The sequence below is a fragment of the Enterobacteriaceae bacterium Kacie_13 genome (assembly GCA_013457415.1).
GTDB lineage: Bacteria > Pseudomonadota > Gammaproteobacteria > Enterobacterales > Enterobacteriaceae > Rahnella.
Window position 1 is genome coordinate 253276 of record CP045665.1, and the last position, 16681, is coordinate 269956.

17 protein-coding genes are annotated in these 16681 nt (G+C 54.4%); 7 read left to right on the top strand and 10 right to left on the bottom strand.

What is annotated here, in order from left to right; genetic code table 11:
- Nucleotides 1-26: 26 nt before the first annotated feature.
- Together GE278_01160 and GE278_01165 are read right to left on the bottom strand one after the other, a co-directional pair.
- Nucleotides 27-503, bottom strand: a complete 477-nt coding sequence (locus GE278_01160) for a cupin fold metalloprotein, WbuC family (protein QLK59466.1) — start codon at nt 501-503, stop codon at nt 27-29.
- Between the two features lie 26 nt (nt 504-529).
- Entirely contained in the window at nt 530-727 is a 198-nt protein-coding gene (locus tag GE278_01165) for a hypothetical protein (GenBank protein QLK59467.1), read from the bottom strand.
- 195 nt (nt 728-922) lie between these two features.
- On the opposite strand from GE278_01165, the gene corA reads away from it, so the two are divergent.
- The gene (gene corA / locus GE278_01170) at nt 923-1873 is read left to right on the top strand and encodes a magnesium/cobalt transporter CorA (protein ID QLK59468.1); all 951 of its coding nucleotides are present in this window, start codon (nt 923-925) and stop codon (nt 1871-1873) included.
- 65 nt (nt 1874-1938) lie between these two features.
- Here the strand turns inward: corA and rarD are convergent, their stop codons facing one another.
- Nucleotides 1939-2847 (bottom strand): EamA family transporter RarD, encoded by a 909-nt coding sequence (gene rarD, locus GE278_01175; protein ID QLK59469.1) that lies wholly within the window; start codon nt 2845-2847, stop codon nt 1939-1941.
- A 77-nt stretch (nt 2848-2924) separates the two neighbouring features.
- Nucleotides 2925-3407: a thioesterase family protein gene (locus GE278_01180; GenBank protein ID QLK59470.1), complete on the bottom strand. Its 483-nt coding sequence runs from the start codon at nt 3405-3407 to the stop codon at nt 2925-2927.
- A 238-nt stretch (nt 3408-3645) separates the two neighbouring features.
- Between GE278_01180 and pldA the strand changes: the two genes are divergently transcribed.
- The 3 genes from pldA (at nt 3646) to rhtC (ending at nt 7102) form a co-directional block, all read left to right on the top strand.
- Nucleotides 3646-4524: a phospholipase A gene (gene pldA / locus GE278_01185; GenBank protein ID QLK59471.1), complete on the top strand. Its 879-nt coding sequence runs from the start codon at nt 3646-3648 to the stop codon at nt 4522-4524.
- Nucleotides 4525-4604: 80 nt separating this feature from the next.
- Entirely contained in the window at nt 4605-6437 is a 1833-nt protein-coding gene (gene recQ, locus GE278_01190) for an ATP-dependent DNA helicase RecQ (protein ID QLK59472.1), read from the top strand.
- A gap of 38 nt (nt 6438-6475) precedes the next feature.
- On the top strand, nt 6476-7102 hold the full coding sequence (gene rhtC / locus GE278_01195) for a threonine export protein RhtC (GenBank protein QLK59473.1): 627 nt from the start codon (nt 6476-6478) through the stop codon (nt 7100-7102).
- Nucleotides 7103-7164: 62 nt separating this feature from the next.
- Here rhtC and rhtB read toward each other — a convergent pair whose 3' ends face one another.
- Complete coding sequence (rhtB, locus tag GE278_01200; GenBank protein QLK59474.1) at nt 7165-7785, bottom strand: homoserine/homoserine lactone efflux protein; 621 nt, start codon at nt 7783-7785, stop codon at nt 7165-7167.
- A gap of 122 nt (nt 7786-7907) precedes the next feature.
- On the opposite strand from rhtB, the gene pldB reads away from it, so the two are divergent.
- Nucleotides 7908-8900 (top strand): lysophospholipase L2, encoded by a 993-nt coding sequence (gene pldB / locus GE278_01205; GenBank protein ID QLK59475.1) that lies wholly within the window; start codon nt 7908-7910, stop codon nt 8898-8900.
- Between the two features lie 47 nt (nt 8901-8947).
- Complete coding sequence (yigL, locus tag GE278_01210; GenBank protein ID QLK59476.1) at nt 8948-9751, top strand: sugar/pyridoxal phosphate phosphatase YigL; 804 nt, start codon at nt 8948-8950, stop codon at nt 9749-9751.
- 81 nt (nt 9752-9832) lie between these two features.
- On the opposite strand, the gene glpT is transcribed toward yigL, so the two are convergent.
- The 3 genes from glpT to GE278_01225 all read right to left on the bottom strand — a co-directional run bounded on the left by glpT (nt 9833) and on the right by GE278_01225 (nt 12960).
- A complete protein-coding gene (glpT, locus tag GE278_01215; protein QLK59477.1) occupies nt 9833-11185 on the bottom strand; it encodes a glycerol-3-phosphate transporter in 1353 nt (450 codons plus the stop codon).
- A gap of 391 nt (nt 11186-11576) precedes the next feature.
- Nucleotides 11577-12134, bottom strand: coding sequence for a DUF1795 domain-containing protein (locus tag GE278_01220; protein ID QLK59478.1), 558 nt, complete (start codon nt 12132-12134; stop codon nt 11577-11579).
- A 154-nt stretch (nt 12135-12288) separates the two neighbouring features.
- Nucleotides 12289-12960 (bottom strand): 7-cyano-7-deazaguanine/7-aminomethyl-7-deazaguanine transporter, encoded by a 672-nt coding sequence (locus GE278_01225; protein QLK59479.1) that lies wholly within the window; start codon nt 12958-12960, stop codon nt 12289-12291.
- 232 nt (nt 12961-13192) lie between these two features.
- On the opposite strand from GE278_01225, the gene tusA reads away from it, so the two are divergent.
- The gene (gene tusA, locus GE278_01230; protein ID QLK59480.1) at nt 13193-13456 is read left to right on the top strand and encodes a sulfurtransferase TusA; all 264 of its coding nucleotides are present in this window, start codon (nt 13193-13195) and stop codon (nt 13454-13456) included.
- Nucleotides 13457-13459: 3 nt separating this feature from the next.
- On the opposite strand, the gene GE278_01235 is transcribed toward tusA, so the two are convergent.
- Both GE278_01235 and GE278_01240 read right to left on the bottom strand, forming a co-directional pair.
- Nucleotides 13460-15817, bottom strand: coding sequence for a zinc/cadmium/mercury/lead-transporting ATPase (locus tag GE278_01235; protein ID QLK59481.1), 2358 nt, complete (start codon nt 15815-15817; stop codon nt 13460-13462).
- A gap of 123 nt (nt 15818-15940) precedes the next feature.
- Entirely contained in the window at nt 15941-16567 is a 627-nt protein-coding gene (locus tag GE278_01240) for a lysoplasmalogenase (protein QLK59482.1), read from the bottom strand.
- Nucleotides 16568-16681 lie beyond the last annotated feature (114 nt).

A 16681-nucleotide genomic window follows, 5' to 3' on the forward strand; every position in this document is an offset into this window, starting at 1 on the left:
GCCGCTGACGCTTGCACAACGGTGTATTAAAGGGCAAAAACTTCGCCCACTTCCGCTTTCGCATACCATTCCAGCGTGGCTTTCACGCGTTCGTCACCTTCAGGCGGTGTGCCGTGCAGGTAATCTTGTTCCTGAACGGGCTGATAAGCGCCGTGTTTCACTTCAAAAATCACGCCACCTTCATCGAGCGATAATACGCTATGCCAGGTGTTGGCAGGGATTTCCAGCAGTTTAGTTTCTGCGCCGAGCCACAGACGTTCGGTGACCTTGCCGCTTTCATCGTAGGTCAGTACAAGAAAACGGCCACGCAGCGCGGTCAGCATTTCCCACGTGTGCGGGTGACGGTGAATGCGCACGTAAGTGCCCGGCTCCATGGCGATCGCCAGACGCTGTACGTCATCTTCCGGTGCCGGGTGGATGTTCAGATTCTGGCGTAGTCGCGGTGAATGCGCGGCCTGAGTGATCAGGTCGCACAGCGTGTCTTGAGTAATCTGCTTAATCATATTTGGCTTCAGAACTGGAAAAGGGATCAGGCCTCAGAGTGTAGCCAAAAAAGGGTTCGGACATAAGCGGGCAAAGGTTGCCAACATCGCCTGTATTTTATGCATAAATGTTGCGGGAATAGATTTGTTCGCGGTTGACAGTCTTTTTCTTCTCGGCGTAACATGCGCGCACTATTATCAATGAGGAACTGCGCCTTGGACACACCCAGTAGATACTGGCTCAATAACCTGTTCGTTAGGTACCACTTCTAAGGCCCTCCTCTTTGCTGATGGCCTTAGTGGTTGTCAGCGACTCCCGTTCTGTCGCTGTGAGTCGGATCTGAATTTGGTCTGAATTTCGCCGGTGACTCTTTTCGCCCCGTGATTTTCTGTGCTTCAACGCGTTGTCCACTTTCTGTCATTCTTGGGAGAACGGGCACATGCTGAGTGCTTTTAAATTAGAAAACAGCCGCTTATCCCGTTTAGAGCTGGACGAGGCAGACGATCTCAAAACCTCATTGTGGGTTGATTTGGTCGAGCCTGATGAGCAAGAGCGCGAGCGCGTTCAACATGAATTAGGGCAAAGCCTGGCGACGCGTCCTGAACTGGATGACATCGAAGCCTCTGCGCGTTTCTTCGAAGACGAAGACGGCCTGCACATTCACTCCTTCTTTTATTATGAAGATGCCGAAGACCACGCGGGTAACAGCACCGTGGCATTTACCGTGCGTGAAGGCCGTCTGTACACCCTGCGCGAGCGGGAGTTACCGGCGTTTCGTCTTTATCGTATGCGCGCCAGAAACCAGACGCTGGTCGATGGCAACGCTTACGAGCTGCTGCTGGATTTGTTTGAAACCAAAATCGAACAGCTGGCGGATGAAATCGAAAATATCTACAGCGATCTGGAAAAACTCAGCCGCGTGATCATGGAAGGGCATCAGGGCGACGAATATGACGCCGCGCTGTCTACGCTGGCGGAGCTGGAAGATATCGGCTGGAAAGTGCGTTTGTGTCTGATGGATACCCAGCGTGCGCTGAACTTCCTGGTACGCAAAGCCCGCTTACCGGCAGGCCAGCTGGAGCAGGCGCGCGAAGTGTTACGCGATATCGAGTCCCTGCTGCCGCACAATGAATCCCTGTTCCAGAAAGTGAACTTCCTGATGCAGGCGGCGATGGGCTTTATCAATATCGAGCAGAACCGCATCATCAAGATCTTCTCGGTCGTTTCCGTGGTGTTCCTGCCGCCGACGCTGGTGGCATCGAGCTACGGGATGAACTTCGAATTCATGCCTGAGCTGAAATGGGCATTTGGTTATCCGGGCGCGATTGGTCTGATGATCATCGCCGGGCTGGCACCATACCTGTATTTCAAACGTAAAAACTGGCTGTAATCGCTTTACCGACACAATAAAAAGCCCCGTACCGGAATTTGCCGGAGCGGGGCTTTTTGCTTCTCTTAGACGTTCGGCATGCTGGTGCGACGCAGACGGCCCTGCGTATAGAGCGCGTCGGTGATAAAGCACAGCAGGCCAGCCCAGATAAAGCCGAAGGTGATGAGCTGCGAGGTATTTACCGTTTCGCCGTAGAATACGACCGCCAGCAGGAACATCAGTGTCGGGCCGAGATACTGGAAAAAGCCCAGCGTCGAGAGCTTCAGCCGCGCCGCCGCTGCGGTAAAGAACAGCAGCGGAATGGTGGTGATTATCCCCGCGGCCATCAGCAGTAAATCCAGTGACCAAGGATTTGCTGACAGATTGCTGGTCGGGCTGTTGGCGATAAAGAACAGATACACGCCCGCCAGCGGCAGCAACCATAGGGTTTCGATGAGCATACCGGTCTGGGAATCTACGCCAATTTTTTTACGCAGCAGGCCGTAAAAGGCAAACGTAAGCGACAGCCCCAGCCCGATGATTGGCACTGAACCAAACATCCAGACCTGAATCAGTACACCGGCGAACGCCAGTACCACGGCCAGCCACTGCAAACTACGGAACCTTTCGCGCAAAAACAGCATGCCGAGCACGACATTCACCAGCGGGCTGATAAAGTAGCCCAGACTGGCTTCCAGAATGTGATTATTGTTGATCGCCCAGATAAAAATCAGCCAGTTCCCACCGATAAACAGTGCGGTGATGAGTAACATGCCGACTTTTTTTGGTTGTGCGAGTACCCGCCGAACGTCACCCCAGCTGCGACTGACGGATAAAAGCACTAACATAAAGAAGAACGACCAGATGACCCGATGGGTAAGGATTTCATCGGCAGGCACTTCTTTGATGAGCTTGAAATACGCCGGAGCGATCCCCCAAATCAAATAGGCGATAAAGGCAAAAATGACGCCTTGCCGGGTACGTTGTGCATCCATGTGGGTACCTGAAGTAAATAAGAATGAAAGGTCGCGAGTGTAACTGATTTACGTCGCCTGATTTCTTTTTCGACGTCTCAGCCAACCATGTAGGTTGCGGTCGTTGTCGCAATATGAACGCCGGTGTCATTGTGCAGATCGACGCGGGCGACGGAGACTTTGTTTCCGGCGCGGATCAGGCTGGCTGACGCGATAAAATACTCGCCACGGCCGGGGCGCAGATAATCGACCCGTAAATCGACAGTGCCCATTTTTGACAGGCGCTGGCGCATTTCCGCTTCGAGCAACGGGTGATCGGGTTTGTCGCGGCGGATTAACGAACTGGTGACGCACACCAGTCCGGCAGCGACGTCCAGCACTGCGGCGATCACGCCACCGTGTAAGATTTTTTGTGCTGCGTTGCCAACCAGTTTGGTTTGATTAGCGAATTTCAGCTCCGCGTAGTCGCAGTCGAGGCGTTTAAGTTCCAGACCGAGTTCGCGGTTAAAAGGCATGTCATAAACGAAAATATTGCCAATCAGCTGCAGGGCAGCCTCGTGGCTGAGGGATGACGCGGACATGAAAGGTTTCCTGATCCAAACGACTGAGCGTTATAGTCGCCCAATTGGTTAACGAAATGTTGATTTTATGTGCCAAGGGCGGTGAATTCTACCTCGCGTATGATAAATGCATTCATTACTCTTGCGCGAATGTATATGTGTGTAAAATGCTCTGCTTTGTTTCTGAATGCTGGCCGGAAGTTGGCTATTTCAAACCATCAATTCTAAAAATACATTTAACACTATAGGGTGCGGAAAAATGCGTAAAACTTGGGCTGTCGGGGCCACCATGTTGGCGTTGCCATTGCTAGGACATGCAGAAGAAGCAACAGTACAGGAAGTGCATGATAAGCCGGCAGTGCGGGGCAGCATCGTTGCCAGCATGTTGCAGGATCACGATAACCCGTTTACGCTTTATCCTTATGAATCAAACTACCTGCTTTATACCGATACCAGCAATATCAACAAGAAAGCTATCCAGTCTTATGACTGGGCGGATAAAGCGCGCCATGACGAAGTCGCCTTCCAGTTGAGCCTGGCCTTCCCGCTGTGGCGCGGTATTGCCGGTGATAACTCGGTGCTGGGTGCATCTTATACGCAGAAATCCTTCTGGCAGCTTTCCAACAGCGGCCAGTCTTCACCTTTCCGAGAAACTAACTACGAACCGCAGCTGTTCCTGGCCTGGGCAACGGATTATGATTTCCTGGGCTGGACGCTTCGCGAAGCGGAATACGGGGTCAACCACCAGTCCAATGGTCGTTCAGACCCGACGTCGCGCAGCTGGAACCGCGTCTACGCGCGTTTTATGGCACAGCACGGCAACTGGCAGGTAGATCTCAAACCGTGGTATCGCATTCCTGAAAGTGATGAAAATGATGATAACGGCGACATCACCAAATACATGGGTTATTACCGTCTGAAAGTCGGTTATGCGTGGGGCGACAGCGTGTTCAGTGTGGAAAGCCGTTACAACTGGAACACCGGCTACGGCGGCGCGACCACTGGCTGGAGCTACCCGATTTCCAGACATGTACGCTTCTACACGCAGGTGTTCAGTGGCTATGGTGAGTCATTGATTGACTACAACCACAAGCAAACTCGCGTCGGTGTGGGTATCATGCTTAACGATATGATGTAATACCCGTCATACTTCAGGTTGCAGTGCAGCCCCGGCGGCTTTAGGGCTTAGCCGGGTGGTTTGAACAGTTGGGGAATTGAGTGTCTACGGCGGCAGTGATAAACAGAGAAGAGCTGGCTCATCAGGTATTACGCGATACCTTCGGCTATCAGCAATTCAGACCGGGTCAGCAAACAATCATCAATACCGCCATTTCTGGCCGGGATTGTCTGGTGGTGATGCCGACCGGCGGCGGTAAGTCGCTGTGCTATCAAATCCCTGCGCTGGTGATGGATGGCCTGACGCTGGTGGTTTCACCGCTCATCTCACTGATGAAAGATCAGGTCGATCAACTGATGGCGGCGGGGGTTGAAGCCGGTTGCCTGAATTCGACTCAAACCCGTGAGCAACAACAGGAAGTGATGGCAGGCTGCCGTACCGGCCGCATCAAAATGTTGTATATTGCGCCGGAACGCCTGATGTTGGGCGATTTTCTCGAGCAACTGCAACAGTGGAATCCGGTGATGCTTGCCGTTGATGAAGCCCACTGTATTTCCCAATGGGGCCACGATTTCCGACCGGAATACCGTGCGCTCGGCCAGCTCAAACTGCGTTATCCGCAACTGCCGGTGATCGCGCTGACCGCGACCGCCGACGAAGCCACCCGCAACGACATCGTCCGTTTGCTCGAGCTTAACGATCCGCTGATTCAGGTCAGCAGTTTCGATCGTCCCAATATCCGTTACACGCTGGTGGAGAAGTTTAAACCGCTCGACCAGCTGATTCGCTTCGTGCAGGACCAGCGCGGTAAAAGCGGCATCATCTACTGCAACAGCCGCGCGAAAGTCGAAGACACCGCCGCGCGCCTGCAAAGCCGTGGTCTGAGCGTCGGGGCTTATCACGCCGGTCTGGACAACGACACCCGCGCCCGCGTGCAGGAAGGTTTCCAGCGTGATGATTTGCAAATTGTGGTCGCCACCGTGGCGTTCGGCATGGGCATCAACAAGCCCAACGTGCGTTTCGTGGTTCACTTTGATATTCCGCGCACCATCGAGTCCTACTATCAGGAAACGGGCCGCGCCGGGCGTGATGGTCTGCCTGCCGAAGCGGTGCTGTTGTACGATCCGGCCGATATGGCATGGCTGCGCCGCTGTCTGGAAGAAAAGCCAGCAGGCGCGCAACAGGATGTCGAACGTCACAAACTGAACGCAATGAATGCCTTTGCGGAAGCACAAACCTGTCGCCGTCTGGTGCTACTGAACTACTTCGGCGAAGGCAAACAGAACGCCTGCGGTAACTGCGACGTTTGTCTTGATCCGCCAAAACGCTACGATGGCCTGCTGGACGCGCAGAAAGCGCTGTCGGTGGTCGCACGTGTCGGACAACGCTTTGGTTTAGGTTACGTGGTCGAAGTGCTGCGCGGCTCGAATAATCAGCGTATACGCGAATATGGGCATGACAAACTGACCGTCTACGGCATCGGTAAAGAACATAGCAACGAACACTGGACCAGCGTGGTACGCCAGCTGATCCATCTCGGGCTGATTATGCAAAATATTGCCATGCATTCGGCATTACAGCTGACCGAAGCGGCGCGTCCGGTACTGCGCGGAGAAATTCCTTTGCAGCTGGCGGTACCCCGTATTCAGACGCTGAAGATTAAAAGCTCGTCCCGCCAGAAAACTTACGGCGGCAATTACGATCACAAGCTGTTTGCCAAACTGCGCAAGCTGCGTAAGTCGCTGGCCGATGACAATAACGTACCGCCGTACGTGGTCTTTAACGACACAACGCTGCTGGAAATGGCCGAACATCTGCCGATAAGCCCAAGCGATTTGCTGGATATCACTGGCGTCGGCCAGCGTAAGCTGGAGAAATTCGGGCGACCGTTTATGGCGATGATCCGCGATCATATCGATAACGGCGACGACTAACAGATTCAAATACCTACACATAACACAGAGAGTTAATCATGCTGACGCTGTTTCTGATGGTTGCGATGGTGCATATGATCGCACTGGCGAGTCCCGGTCCGGACTTCTTCTTTGTTTCGCAAACGGCGGCCAGCCGCTCGCGCAAAGAAGCGATGATGGGTGTCATTGGTATTACGCTAGGCGTCGCCGTCTGGGCCGCCGTGGCGCTGATGGGGCTGCATCTGATCCTGCAAAAAATGGCATGGTTACATCAGATCATCACCGTCGGCGGTGGCCTGTACCTTTGCTGGATGGGCTGGCAGTTGCTGAAATCCGCCCGCTCTAAAAAGCAGTCCGGTTCAGGTGAACCAGACGTCGCCGTTGCATTACCCGCTCGTGGCCGCACATTTATGCGCGGCCTGCTGACCAATCTTTCTAACCCGAAAGCGGTCGTCTACTTCGGCAGCGTGTTCTCGATGTTCGTGGGCGACAGCGTCAGCGGCGGCGAGCGTTCAGCCATCTTTCTGCTGATCGTTATCGAAACCCTGGCCTGGTTCTCTTTAGTCGCTATGGTTTTTGCTCTGCCGAAGATGCGTCGCGGATATCAGCGTTTAGCCAAATGGATTGATGGCGTGGCGGGTGTGGTATTTGCAGGCTTTGGTATTGCACTTATTATGAATCGTTAATCCACTCACCTGGCAGATAAAAGGGCTCGGTATATGCCGAACCCTTTTTGCATTCTGCGTCGTTAAATCTTTCTGGCACTCGCCAGCAATACCCCGACCAGCATAAACAGCGAGCCAAAAATCCGGTTCAGCAGTTGCATTTGTTTCGGCGCTTTCACCCAGCCCGCGATGCGCGTTGCCAGCGTGGCGTAACCGATCATCACGATGATATCGACCACCACCGTCGTCACGCCCAACACCACGTATTGTGCAGCCTGCGGCTGGTGAGGAATGATAAACTGTGGGAACAGCGCCGCCAGAAAGACGATGCTTTTTGGATTGGTGAGATTCACCAGAATTGCGCGTTTGAACAGACGACGGCGCGGCATGCTGCTGGCCAGTGCGCTCAGGTCAATCGCCCCGGCAGAGCGCCACTGGCAAATACCCAGCCAGATTAGATACGCCGCGCCCAGCCATTTCAGCATCTCAAACGCCAGCAGCGATTGCGAAATCAGTGCACCCAGACCGATACCGACCAGCACGATGTGGATCGATAATCCCAGTTGGAGCCCGGCAATCGATGCCACCGCGCCGCGATAGCCGTGACTGATACCAGTGCTCATCGTATTGATTGCGCCGGAACCGGGGGACAGACTTAAGATAGAAGTAGTGAGCAGGTAGGTTAACCACCAGTCCAGTGTCATTGCGAGACTCCCTGAATACGTTTTATGTTGTTTTATGGCACAATACGCCATTGTCTATAGTTGTGCTATAGCTCACAAATAACACTTTTCTCCTCTGCGACTAACAAATTTGGATCAATTGAATGTCTGCGAATTACGCAAGCTGGTTAACACGTGAGAAGGAGTTTTCCGCCTTTGCGACCGGGCCTTTGCTTGATTTCTGGCGCTCGCGTGAGGAAGGTGAATTTAACGGCGTTGACGATGTCCCGATCCGCTACGTCCGGTTCTGTTCCCCCAATCATGATAAAGTCATCATGGTGTCACCGGGCCGTATTGAAAGTTACGTAAAATACCCTGAAGTAGCCTACGATTTATTCCACTGTGGTTACGATGTGATGATCGTTGATCATCGCGGGCAGGGACGTTCCGGCAGGATGCTTGATGATCCACACTGCGGTCACGTCCAGCACTTTGATGATTATGTAGAAGACTTTGAGCGCTTCTATCAGCTGGAAATTGCGCCCCGTCATTACGCGAAAAAGTTCGCGCTGGCACACTCTATGGGCGGGGCGATCCTGGCACTGTATCTGGCCAAGAATCCGCAAAGTTTTGACGCGGCAGCATTACTGGCTCCGATGACCGGCATTTATTTGCCGATGCCGGGCTGGATATCCCGCCGGATCCTCAACTGGGCGGAAAACCGTCCGCTACGTCGTGACGGTTATGCGCTCGGCACCGGCCACTGGCGGCCTCTGCCGTTTGTGGTGAATCGTCTGACCCACAGCCGCGAACGTTATCGCCGCAATCTGCGCTACTACGCCGATTATCCCGAGCTGCAAGTCGGCGGGCCAACGTATCACTGGGTACGTGAAGGTATCGACGCCGGGATGCATATCCTGAAAGAAGCCGGGAAAATCACTACGCCCGTTATTTTATTGCAGGCAAGCGAAGACCGTGTGGTCGACAACCGGTCTCATCTTGCTTTTTGTCAGGCCATGGCCGTTGCGGGTCACCCTTGTGAAGGGGATAAACCGCTGGTCATTGAAGGCGCGCGCCATGAGATCCTGTTCGAGCGGGACGACCTTCGGGCACAGGCGCTGGACGCTATCATGCGCTTTTATGCGCGACAGCATTAATCCGCGGTACGCCGCGCACAACTCCATCAGAGGTTAGAACCTACGCTATGTACCATGTTGTTGCTTCCGATTTAGATGGCACACTGCTATCACCTGACCATACCCTGAGCCCGTTCGCGAAAGAGACGCTCAAGCTGCTCACGCAGCGCGATGTGCATTTCGTGTTCGCCACCGGGCGTCACCATATCGATGTCGCGCAGATGCGTGACAATCTGGAAATCAGCGCCTACATGATCACCTCGAATGGTGCGCGCGTGCACAACACCGACGGTGAGCTGATTTTCTCCCACAATCTGGACGAAGACATCGCCCGGGATCTGTTCGGTATCATGCACAACAACCCGGATATTCTGACCAATGTGTACCGTAATGACGACTGGTACATGAACCGCGACCGTGCCGATCAGGACGACTTCTTCCGCGAATCTGTGTTCAAATACAAACTGTATGAACCGGGCCTGCTGGAAACGGACGGCATCTGCAAAGTCTATTTTACCTGCGAAGATCACGAAAAACTGCTGCCGCTGGAAGAAGCGATCAACGCGCGCTGGGGCGATCGTGTTAACGTCAGCTTCTCGCTGCCGGTTTGTCTGGAAGTCATGGCGGGCGGCGTATCGAAAGGCCACGCGCTGGAATACGTCTCGAAACTGATGGGTTACACGCTGAAAGACTGTATCGCCTTTGGCGATGGTCTGAATGACCTCGAAATGCTGAGCATGGCTGGAAAAGGCTGCCTGATGAGCGGTTCCCTGCCGCGCCTGAAAGCAGCGATGCCGGATGCGGAAATCATCGGTTCTAACGCCGACGATGCGGTGCCGCATTACCTGCGTAAAATGTATCTGTCTGAATAATTCTGGCTGTACAACCTGCTGATCAGTAAATGAAAAAGGCACCGTTCGGTGCCTTTTTGCTATACGTCATGCCAGTTGGAATCAGTCATTTTTCGCCAGCTGCGCCTTATGTTTATTTTCACTCAGCATGGTTAATACCAGCAGCAGAACCGCCAGCACACACCCGGCAATCATCACAATAAAGCCGCCGTCCCAGCCGAAGTAATCCACGGTGTAACCAACGATTGCACTTGCTGCAACCGAGCCGCCCAGATAACCGAATAATCCGGTAAAGCCTGCCGCCGTACCCGCCGCCTTCTTCGGTGCCAGTTCCAGCGCGTGTAAGCCAATCAGCATCACCGGGCCGTAGATCAGGAAGCCGATGGTGATCATACAGGCCATATCAATGCCCGGATTACCCACCGGATTCAGCCAGTAAATCACCGTGGCGATAGTCACCAGCACCATGAAGAACACGCCGGTTGCGCCGCGGTTGCCTTTGAACACTTTGTCTGACATCCAGCCGCACAGCAGCGTGCCGGGTATGCCCGCATATTCATACAGGAAATACGCCCACGAGGATTTATCCAGTGCGAAGTGTTTCACTTCTTTGAGGTAGGTCGGCGACCAGTCGAGAATGCCGTAGCGCAACAGGTAAACAAACACGTTGGCCTGCGCGATGTACCACAGCAGTTTGTTCGGCAGAATGTACTGCATGAAGATCTGCTTCGCCGTCAGCTCCTGTTCGGCGGACTCCTTCACGTAGTCAGGCGGATAATCATTTTTGTATTCTTCGATCGGTGGCAGACCGCAGGACTGCGGGGTGTCGCGCATGGTCATAAAGGCAAATACTGCCAGCAGGATCGCACCGAAAGCTGGCATATAGAGTGCCGCATGCCAGTCGTTAAACCACGCCATCCCGAGCAGGAACAGCAACGGAGGAATACCACCACCGACGTTATGCGCGCAGTTCCACACCGATACAATTCCGCCACGCTCCTTCTGCGACCACCAGTGAACCATGGTGCGTCCGCACGGCGGCCAGCCCATGCCCTGAAACCATCCGCAAAGGAACAGCAATACGAACATGATAGCGATGCTGGATGTCGCCCATGGCACAAAGCCCATAAATAACATGACGGCTGCGGCGAGGATCAGGCCCGCAGGCAGAAAGACGCGCGGATTAGAACGGTCTGAGACCGAACCCATAATGAATTTCGAGATACCGTAAGCGATAGAAATACCGGACAGCGCAAAGCCCAGGTCGCCGCGTGAGAATCCCTGATCAATGAGATAGGGCATTGCCAATGCAAAGTTTTTGCGCACAAGATAATAGGCCGCGTAGCCGAAGAAAATCCCCATGAAGATTTGCCAGCGGAGACGGCGGTAGAGAGGGTCGACGTGGCTTTCATCCACGGGCGCTTTGTGTGGCGCGGGTTTAAAGATACTGAGCATACATGCCTCCGATGGCATAAATCAGGTCTGACTCATCATGAGCCACTGACAAAGGGCAGTGCCGTTATGTTCTAAAACGAACATCATGCTAACGGGCAGCGCGGCGATGAACTGTGATAGATGACATAATTGTTACAGTTTTATGACTGAGGAGGCGGATTTTGCGATATTGAGTAACAAAGTGAAACCGTGGGAGGCCGGAATGTCAGGGCAGATCACACTACTGCGGGTGATCAAGGCAGTTAACGTGATCGCGCGCGTTTCCCTTCGAATGTGAGCGAAAAAATCCATTTCAACTCTGTGGACAACACTATGAAGCGTAAAGCCCTATAGATCACAAACAAAAAAGCGGAGCCGAAGCTCCGCCTGAGGATGCCGCTGAAAGCAAAAATTACTGAACTTTCAGGGTATTGATAATAGCTTCGGCATCCGCCTGCGCCTGTTGCTGATTGTCAGCCGGCAGGGTGATTTGCAGCGTCAGCAGATGGCTGTCCACTTTACCCAGCACGATAGATGAATACGCTTTCTGACCGGCAGAGGTGATTACGCTATCGTACTGTTGCATCGTCTGGCCGTTAACCTGAATCGATTTATTAGTCACGACCTGCAGATTGGTATCGCGGGCTTTTTGCTGATCCTGCAAACGTGCCGTCAGCGTTTCCAGCGATTCGGTGGTGTTATCCCCGAGGATCACAATCACCGCTTTCTGACCGGTGCTGTCGGCGTACACGTGCATATTGTTTGCCTGAGTGCCCAGCTTACCGCTCTGGTCACTCATTCCCTGAGGCAGCGAGAAGGTGACTTTTCCATCCAGCAGGCTGACTGGCGCAGTGGTAGTCGCCGCAGCGGCTGCTTTATCCGCAGCCGGTGCATCGGTCGTTTTACCGTCACACGCCGCCAGACCGGCGACCAGTACTGCCATTCCCATCATTTTAGCGAAGTTACGCATCGGTCTTCCTTAAGTGGCCTGTGTATCAGGCTTAGATGTTGACTTAACGGCCTTATGGCAACCTATTCACGCCGCAAATGCAAGTCAGATTATGGCGCGATTTGTGTTTTGGTGAAGGCGGATCTGATAAGGGGCAAAAGCCCCTCGTTAGTGGCTAGTGGGCACGCATGGCTGACGGTGTGTGATTTCCCTGAGCGGACAGACGTTTGAGCAGCATGTTTAGCAGCACGCCGTACATCGGCAGGAAGAACACCAGACAGATCAGCACTTTGAACGTGTAATCCACCAGCGCGATTTCCACCCAGTGTTCGGCCATAAAGGCATCGGTGCTTTTGTAGAACGCGATGAAGAAGAACGACAGCGTATCGCTGATATTCCCAAGGAACATTGAGGCGACCGGTGCTATCCACCAGCGGCGGTTCCGGCGCAGGCGGTTGAAGACGTGAACGTCGAGAATTTGCCCCAGCACATACGCCATAAAGCTGGCGATGGCGATGCGCGCTACCATGATGTTCAGGCTGCTGAGTGCACTGACGCCCTGCCACTGCGCTTCAAAGAACAGGGCGGAAATCACGTAGGAAATGGCCAGCGCAGGGATCATCACGGAAAGAATAATCCGTCGTGCCAGCGGTGCGCCAAAAATCCGCACGGTCAGATCGGTGGCCAGAAAAATAAATGGAAACGTGAACGCGCCCCAGGTGGTGTGAAAACCGAAAATGGAGACGGGCAGCTGAACCAGATAGTTACTGGAGGTAATGATGGCGATGTGGAAAAGCGAAAGCCATATCAACGCGGAAAACCGCTGTTGAGCAGTAAAGGAATACATGATGTGACCTTTTTAGTGAATTGGGGTGAGGGAACCCAAGAGTGTCTTTTCTTTCACACCGGTATTTGCGGTGCGGCGCGCATAGTATCTGTTGCGCACCGTTTGCGCAACAAATCCGGTGGTTAATTATAGCGCAACGGTTTGCGCTGGTTGCGTGAGAAAACCAGCGGGTTAAACTGTTGCTCATTACCGTACCATCGCGCATTGCCGCGTTAAGATGTTGAGAAACGAAATGACCGATCCCTTTATCAACCCGGACCATCACCTTGATGCGCTGGGCCTGCGTTGCCCGGAGCCTGTAATGATGGTTCGCAAAGCGGTACGCACTATGAAAGATGGCGAAACACTGCTGATCATCGCCGATGATCCGGCAACGACGCGAGATATTCCAGGTTTCTGCCGCTTTATGGAACACACGCTGCTAGCGTCTGATACCGAAAGCCTGCCGTACCGTTATCTACTGTGTAAAGGGCGGGTCAGCGAGACCCACCCGTAACTCTCAACGCGATCTTTTGCGCAACAACCTCAGGGCGTTGGCGGTGACTAACGCCGTTGCGCCCGAATCCGCCAGCACCGCGAGCCACAGGCCGGTCAGCCCCATAATGGTGGTGACCAGGAAAATAGCTTTCAGCCCAAGCGCGATGGTGATGTTCTGACGGATATTCGCCCGCGTCGCGCGCGACAGGCTGATCATCTGCGCCAATCCGCTCAGGCGGTTGTGCGTCAGTGCCGCATCGGCGGTTTCCAGCGCCACGTCGGTGCCGCTGCCCATCGCAATCCCAATCGTTGCCGCTTTCATGGCAGGCGCATCGTTGATACCGTCGCCGACCATCGCCACCGGTTTTATGGCGTTCATTTCAGTGACGGCAGACACTTTATCCGCGGGCAGTAAACCGGCGCGAAAATCGATACCCAGCCGGTCAGCAATGGTTTGGGCCGCACGCGGATTGTCGCCGGTCAGCATCACTGCAGAAACGCCGAGCGCTTTCAGACTGCGCAACGCCTCAACGGCATCATCCCGCAGGCGATCTTGCATCGCCACCAGACCGATGGCCTGCGCGTCCTGCATGACGACGACCACGGTTTTACCGGTGGATTCCCACCCGGCAATTTGTGCCGAGGCGTCCGCCTTCAGCGCACTTTCTTCCACGCGCTTCGGTGCCAGTACCTGAATCTTTCTGCCAGAGACAATTCCTTCCACGCCGGAACCGGCAAGCGCACGACGTTCCTGTGCGGTGATTGGCAACGGATTATGTGCTTTCGCACGGGCTAAAATCGCCTGCGCCAGCGGGTGATGTGAACCTTCTTCGACCGCAGCCGCGAGGCTTAATACTTCGCCTTCGCTGGCACCGTTTAGCACCAATACATCAGTGACTTCCGGTTTACCTTCGGTCAGCGTGCCGGTTTTATCCAGCGCCACGGTTTCGATCAGCGCAAGCTGTTCCAGCGCTGCGCCGCCTTTGATCAAGGCACCCTGCCGTGTGGCTGCTGCCAGTCCGGAGGTGATTGCCGCAGGCGTCGAAATCACCAGCGCGCATGGGCAGCCGATCAGCAGTAACGTCAGGCCACGATAAATCCACGTTTCCCACGAAAGCCCCATCGCCAGCGGCGGAATGATAATCACCAGAAGCGAGAGCAGCATGATGATCGGCGTGTAATAACGGCTGAAGGTATCAAGAAAACGCTCGATCGGCGCACGGCGCTCGTCGGCTTCTTCGATCAGTTGCAGGATACGGTCTATGGCGCTGTTGCCGGGTGCGGAGGCGACTTCCAGTCGTGCCAGACGATCGACGCACAAGCTGCCCGCCGGGACTTTTTCGCCAGGCTGTCGCTCAACGGGCACCGATTCGCCGGTTAGCGCGCTTTCATCAAAACTGGCGGCGCTGTGTAAAATCGCGTCAGCAGGCAGACGTCCGCCTGCGGCGATTTCAATAATATCGCCGGGACGCAGGCTGGCGACCGGTACGGATTCGGTTTTGCCATCAATAACCCGTACGGCAGTGTCGGGGATCAGCGCCATCAGCGCTTTCACGCCGCTGCGCGCGCGGCTGGCGGCAAAGGATTCGAGGCGTTCGCCGACCATAAACAGCAGCAATACCATTGCGGCCTCGGCGGTGGCGCCGATAAACAGCGCGCCCAGTGCGGCGATGCTCATCAGCGTTTCAATGGCGAAAGGCGAACCGGAACGTGTCTGGCGGATGGCCTGCAGTAGTACCGGCCACAGACCGACCAGCGTGGTGGCGATAAACGCGATTTCACCGGCCTGCGGATTGAAAACATCAAGGATCCAGCTCAGTAACATCAGCGCCGAAAGAACCATCAGCGGCAAATATTCTTTCAGCAGGGACACTTCCTGCGTCGGGGAATTCTGGGTTTTATCGAGGGATTGCAGGGCAAAACCTGCGCTGGTGACGGCGTGCAGGACGTTCTGAGAAATATCGTGGCTGGCGTCAATTACCAGCTTTTCGGTGGCAAACAGCACTTTGGCGCGGCTGACGCCGCTCAGGCCGGATACGGCATTTTCGATTTTACGGGCACAAGCCGGGCAATCCATCCCTTCGACACGCCAGCTGTATTGCTGGTTGCCGGAAAGCGGCGCGCTGGGATCATCTTCACCCGGCGAGCCTTCTGATGTGCCGTCTGTTGGAGAGTGTGAGTGCTCACCTGCTTTAGGCGCGCAGCAGCTGTCTGTCGTGATGCACGCTGAAGCCACCGCCGTTGCTTTGTCACTGCAACAGCGGACAGGCTGTGCGCCAGCTGACGCAACGGCGCTGATTTTATTGATGTGCAGTCCGGGCGCACGTTTGCCCTGACAACCGCCGCAGGTACAGCCGGTATTTTTTTGAAGTTGAATCATACTGCCTCCGGGTCGAAACCGAATGAGATTACAGGCAGTTTAAACGTTGGAGTAGACTCTAAGGTCAAGCGATTTTTGAGAGGGCGGAGCCGGAAGGTTCCGCCGCAGGGATTTTAATACCGGTTACAAATAAAGCGAACGCACAATCAGGAAATGACCGCCGAAATAGCAGGCAGCGATCAGTCCGTCGGCGACGCGGAATTTAAAGCGATAGCGGCTGAGCAGCCAGATAATATTGCCCAGCAGAAGCAGTACTGCACCGCAGAACAGCGAAAACGCCATGTCGGTACTGCGCGCGAAGTACTGTTCACCCGCCAGCCAGACCATCAGCAGCGTCATGGCGATGTAAGTGGTCACTGCCCATTTCAGCTCGGCCAGCCTTGACCAGATTACTGCCAGCAGCAGCGCACCAATGACCAGTAGCGCCAACGGCAGCGGCCAGAAAAAGGTGATCGTCATCTGGCTGGCGAAACTGAGTGTATACAGCAGATGCGAAAGGAAAAACGCGCCGAGGGCGTACATAAACCGCTCTTCCGGCAACAGCAGAAGGCCATCGGCCACCAGCGTCGCCGCCAGACCCAGCAGGATCAGATAGCTATATACGTTCAGCGTCGGTGCCTGCCACGCGAGTAACAGCAGCAGCAAAAGGGTGACAGGTTTGAAGACCCAGCGCTGCCAGCGCAGGCCGCGGTAGCTGGCATCAACGAACAACCAGCCGGAGAAAAATACAGCGAGGAATGGCCAACTCATTGTTTATCCTTTTATATTTCAAAACAAAATATCAAACCAGTACTAGAGGCTGCCTGCAGGAAAATGCATCCTGTTTTCCCGTATTTGATCTCAGTGTAGGAGACTGGCGCTGCC

What these genes read in the sequence shown, in the direction of transcription:
- GE278_01235 (QLK59481.1), bottom strand. Translation starts at nt 15,817, where the DNA reads ATGATTCAACTTCAAAAAAATACCGGCTGTACCTGCGGCGGTTGTCAG.
- glpT (QLK59477.1), bottom strand. Translation starts at nt 11,185, where the DNA reads ATGCTCAGTATCTTTAAACCCGCGCCACACAAAGCGCCCGTGGATGAA.
- pldB (QLK59475.1), top strand. Translation starts at nt 7,908, where the DNA reads ATGTCTGCGAATTACGCAAGCTGGTTAACACGTGAGAAGGAGTTTTCC.
- rarD (QLK59469.1), bottom strand. Translation starts at nt 2,847, where the DNA reads ATGGATGCACAACGTACCCGGCAAGGCGTCATTTTTGCCTTTATCGCC.
- rhtB (QLK59474.1), bottom strand. Translation starts at nt 7,785, where the DNA reads ATGACACTGGACTGGTGGTTAACCTACCTGCTCACTACTTCTATCTTA.
- tusA (QLK59480.1), top strand. Translation starts at nt 13,193, where the DNA reads ATGACCGATCCCTTTATCAACCCGGACCATCACCTTGATGCGCTGGGC.
- pldA (QLK59471.1), top strand. Translation starts at nt 3,646, where the DNA reads ATGCGTAAAACTTGGGCTGTCGGGGCCACCATGTTGGCGTTGCCATTG.
- rhtC (QLK59473.1), top strand. Translation starts at nt 6,476, where the DNA reads ATGCTGACGCTGTTTCTGATGGTTGCGATGGTGCATATGATCGCACTG.
- GE278_01160 (QLK59466.1), bottom strand. Translation starts at nt 503, where the DNA reads ATGATTAAGCAGATTACTCAAGACACGCTGTGCGACCTGATCACTCAG.
- GE278_01220 (QLK59478.1), bottom strand. Translation starts at nt 12,134, where the DNA reads ATGCGTAACTTCGCTAAAATGATGGGAATGGCAGTACTGGTCGCCGGT.
- GE278_01225 (QLK59479.1), bottom strand. Translation starts at nt 12,960, where the DNA reads ATGTATTCCTTTACTGCTCAACAGCGGTTTTCCGCGTTGATATGGCTT.
- yigL (QLK59476.1), top strand. Translation starts at nt 8,948, where the DNA reads ATGTACCATGTTGTTGCTTCCGATTTAGATGGCACACTGCTATCACCT.
- GE278_01240 (QLK59482.1), bottom strand. Translation starts at nt 16,567, where the DNA reads ATGAGTTGGCCATTCCTCGCTGTATTTTTCTCCGGCTGGTTGTTCGTT.
- corA (QLK59468.1), top strand. Translation starts at nt 923, where the DNA reads ATGCTGAGTGCTTTTAAATTAGAAAACAGCCGCTTATCCCGTTTAGAG.
- GE278_01180 (QLK59470.1), bottom strand. Translation starts at nt 3,407, where the DNA reads ATGTCCGCGTCATCCCTCAGCCACGAGGCTGCCCTGCAGCTGATTGGC.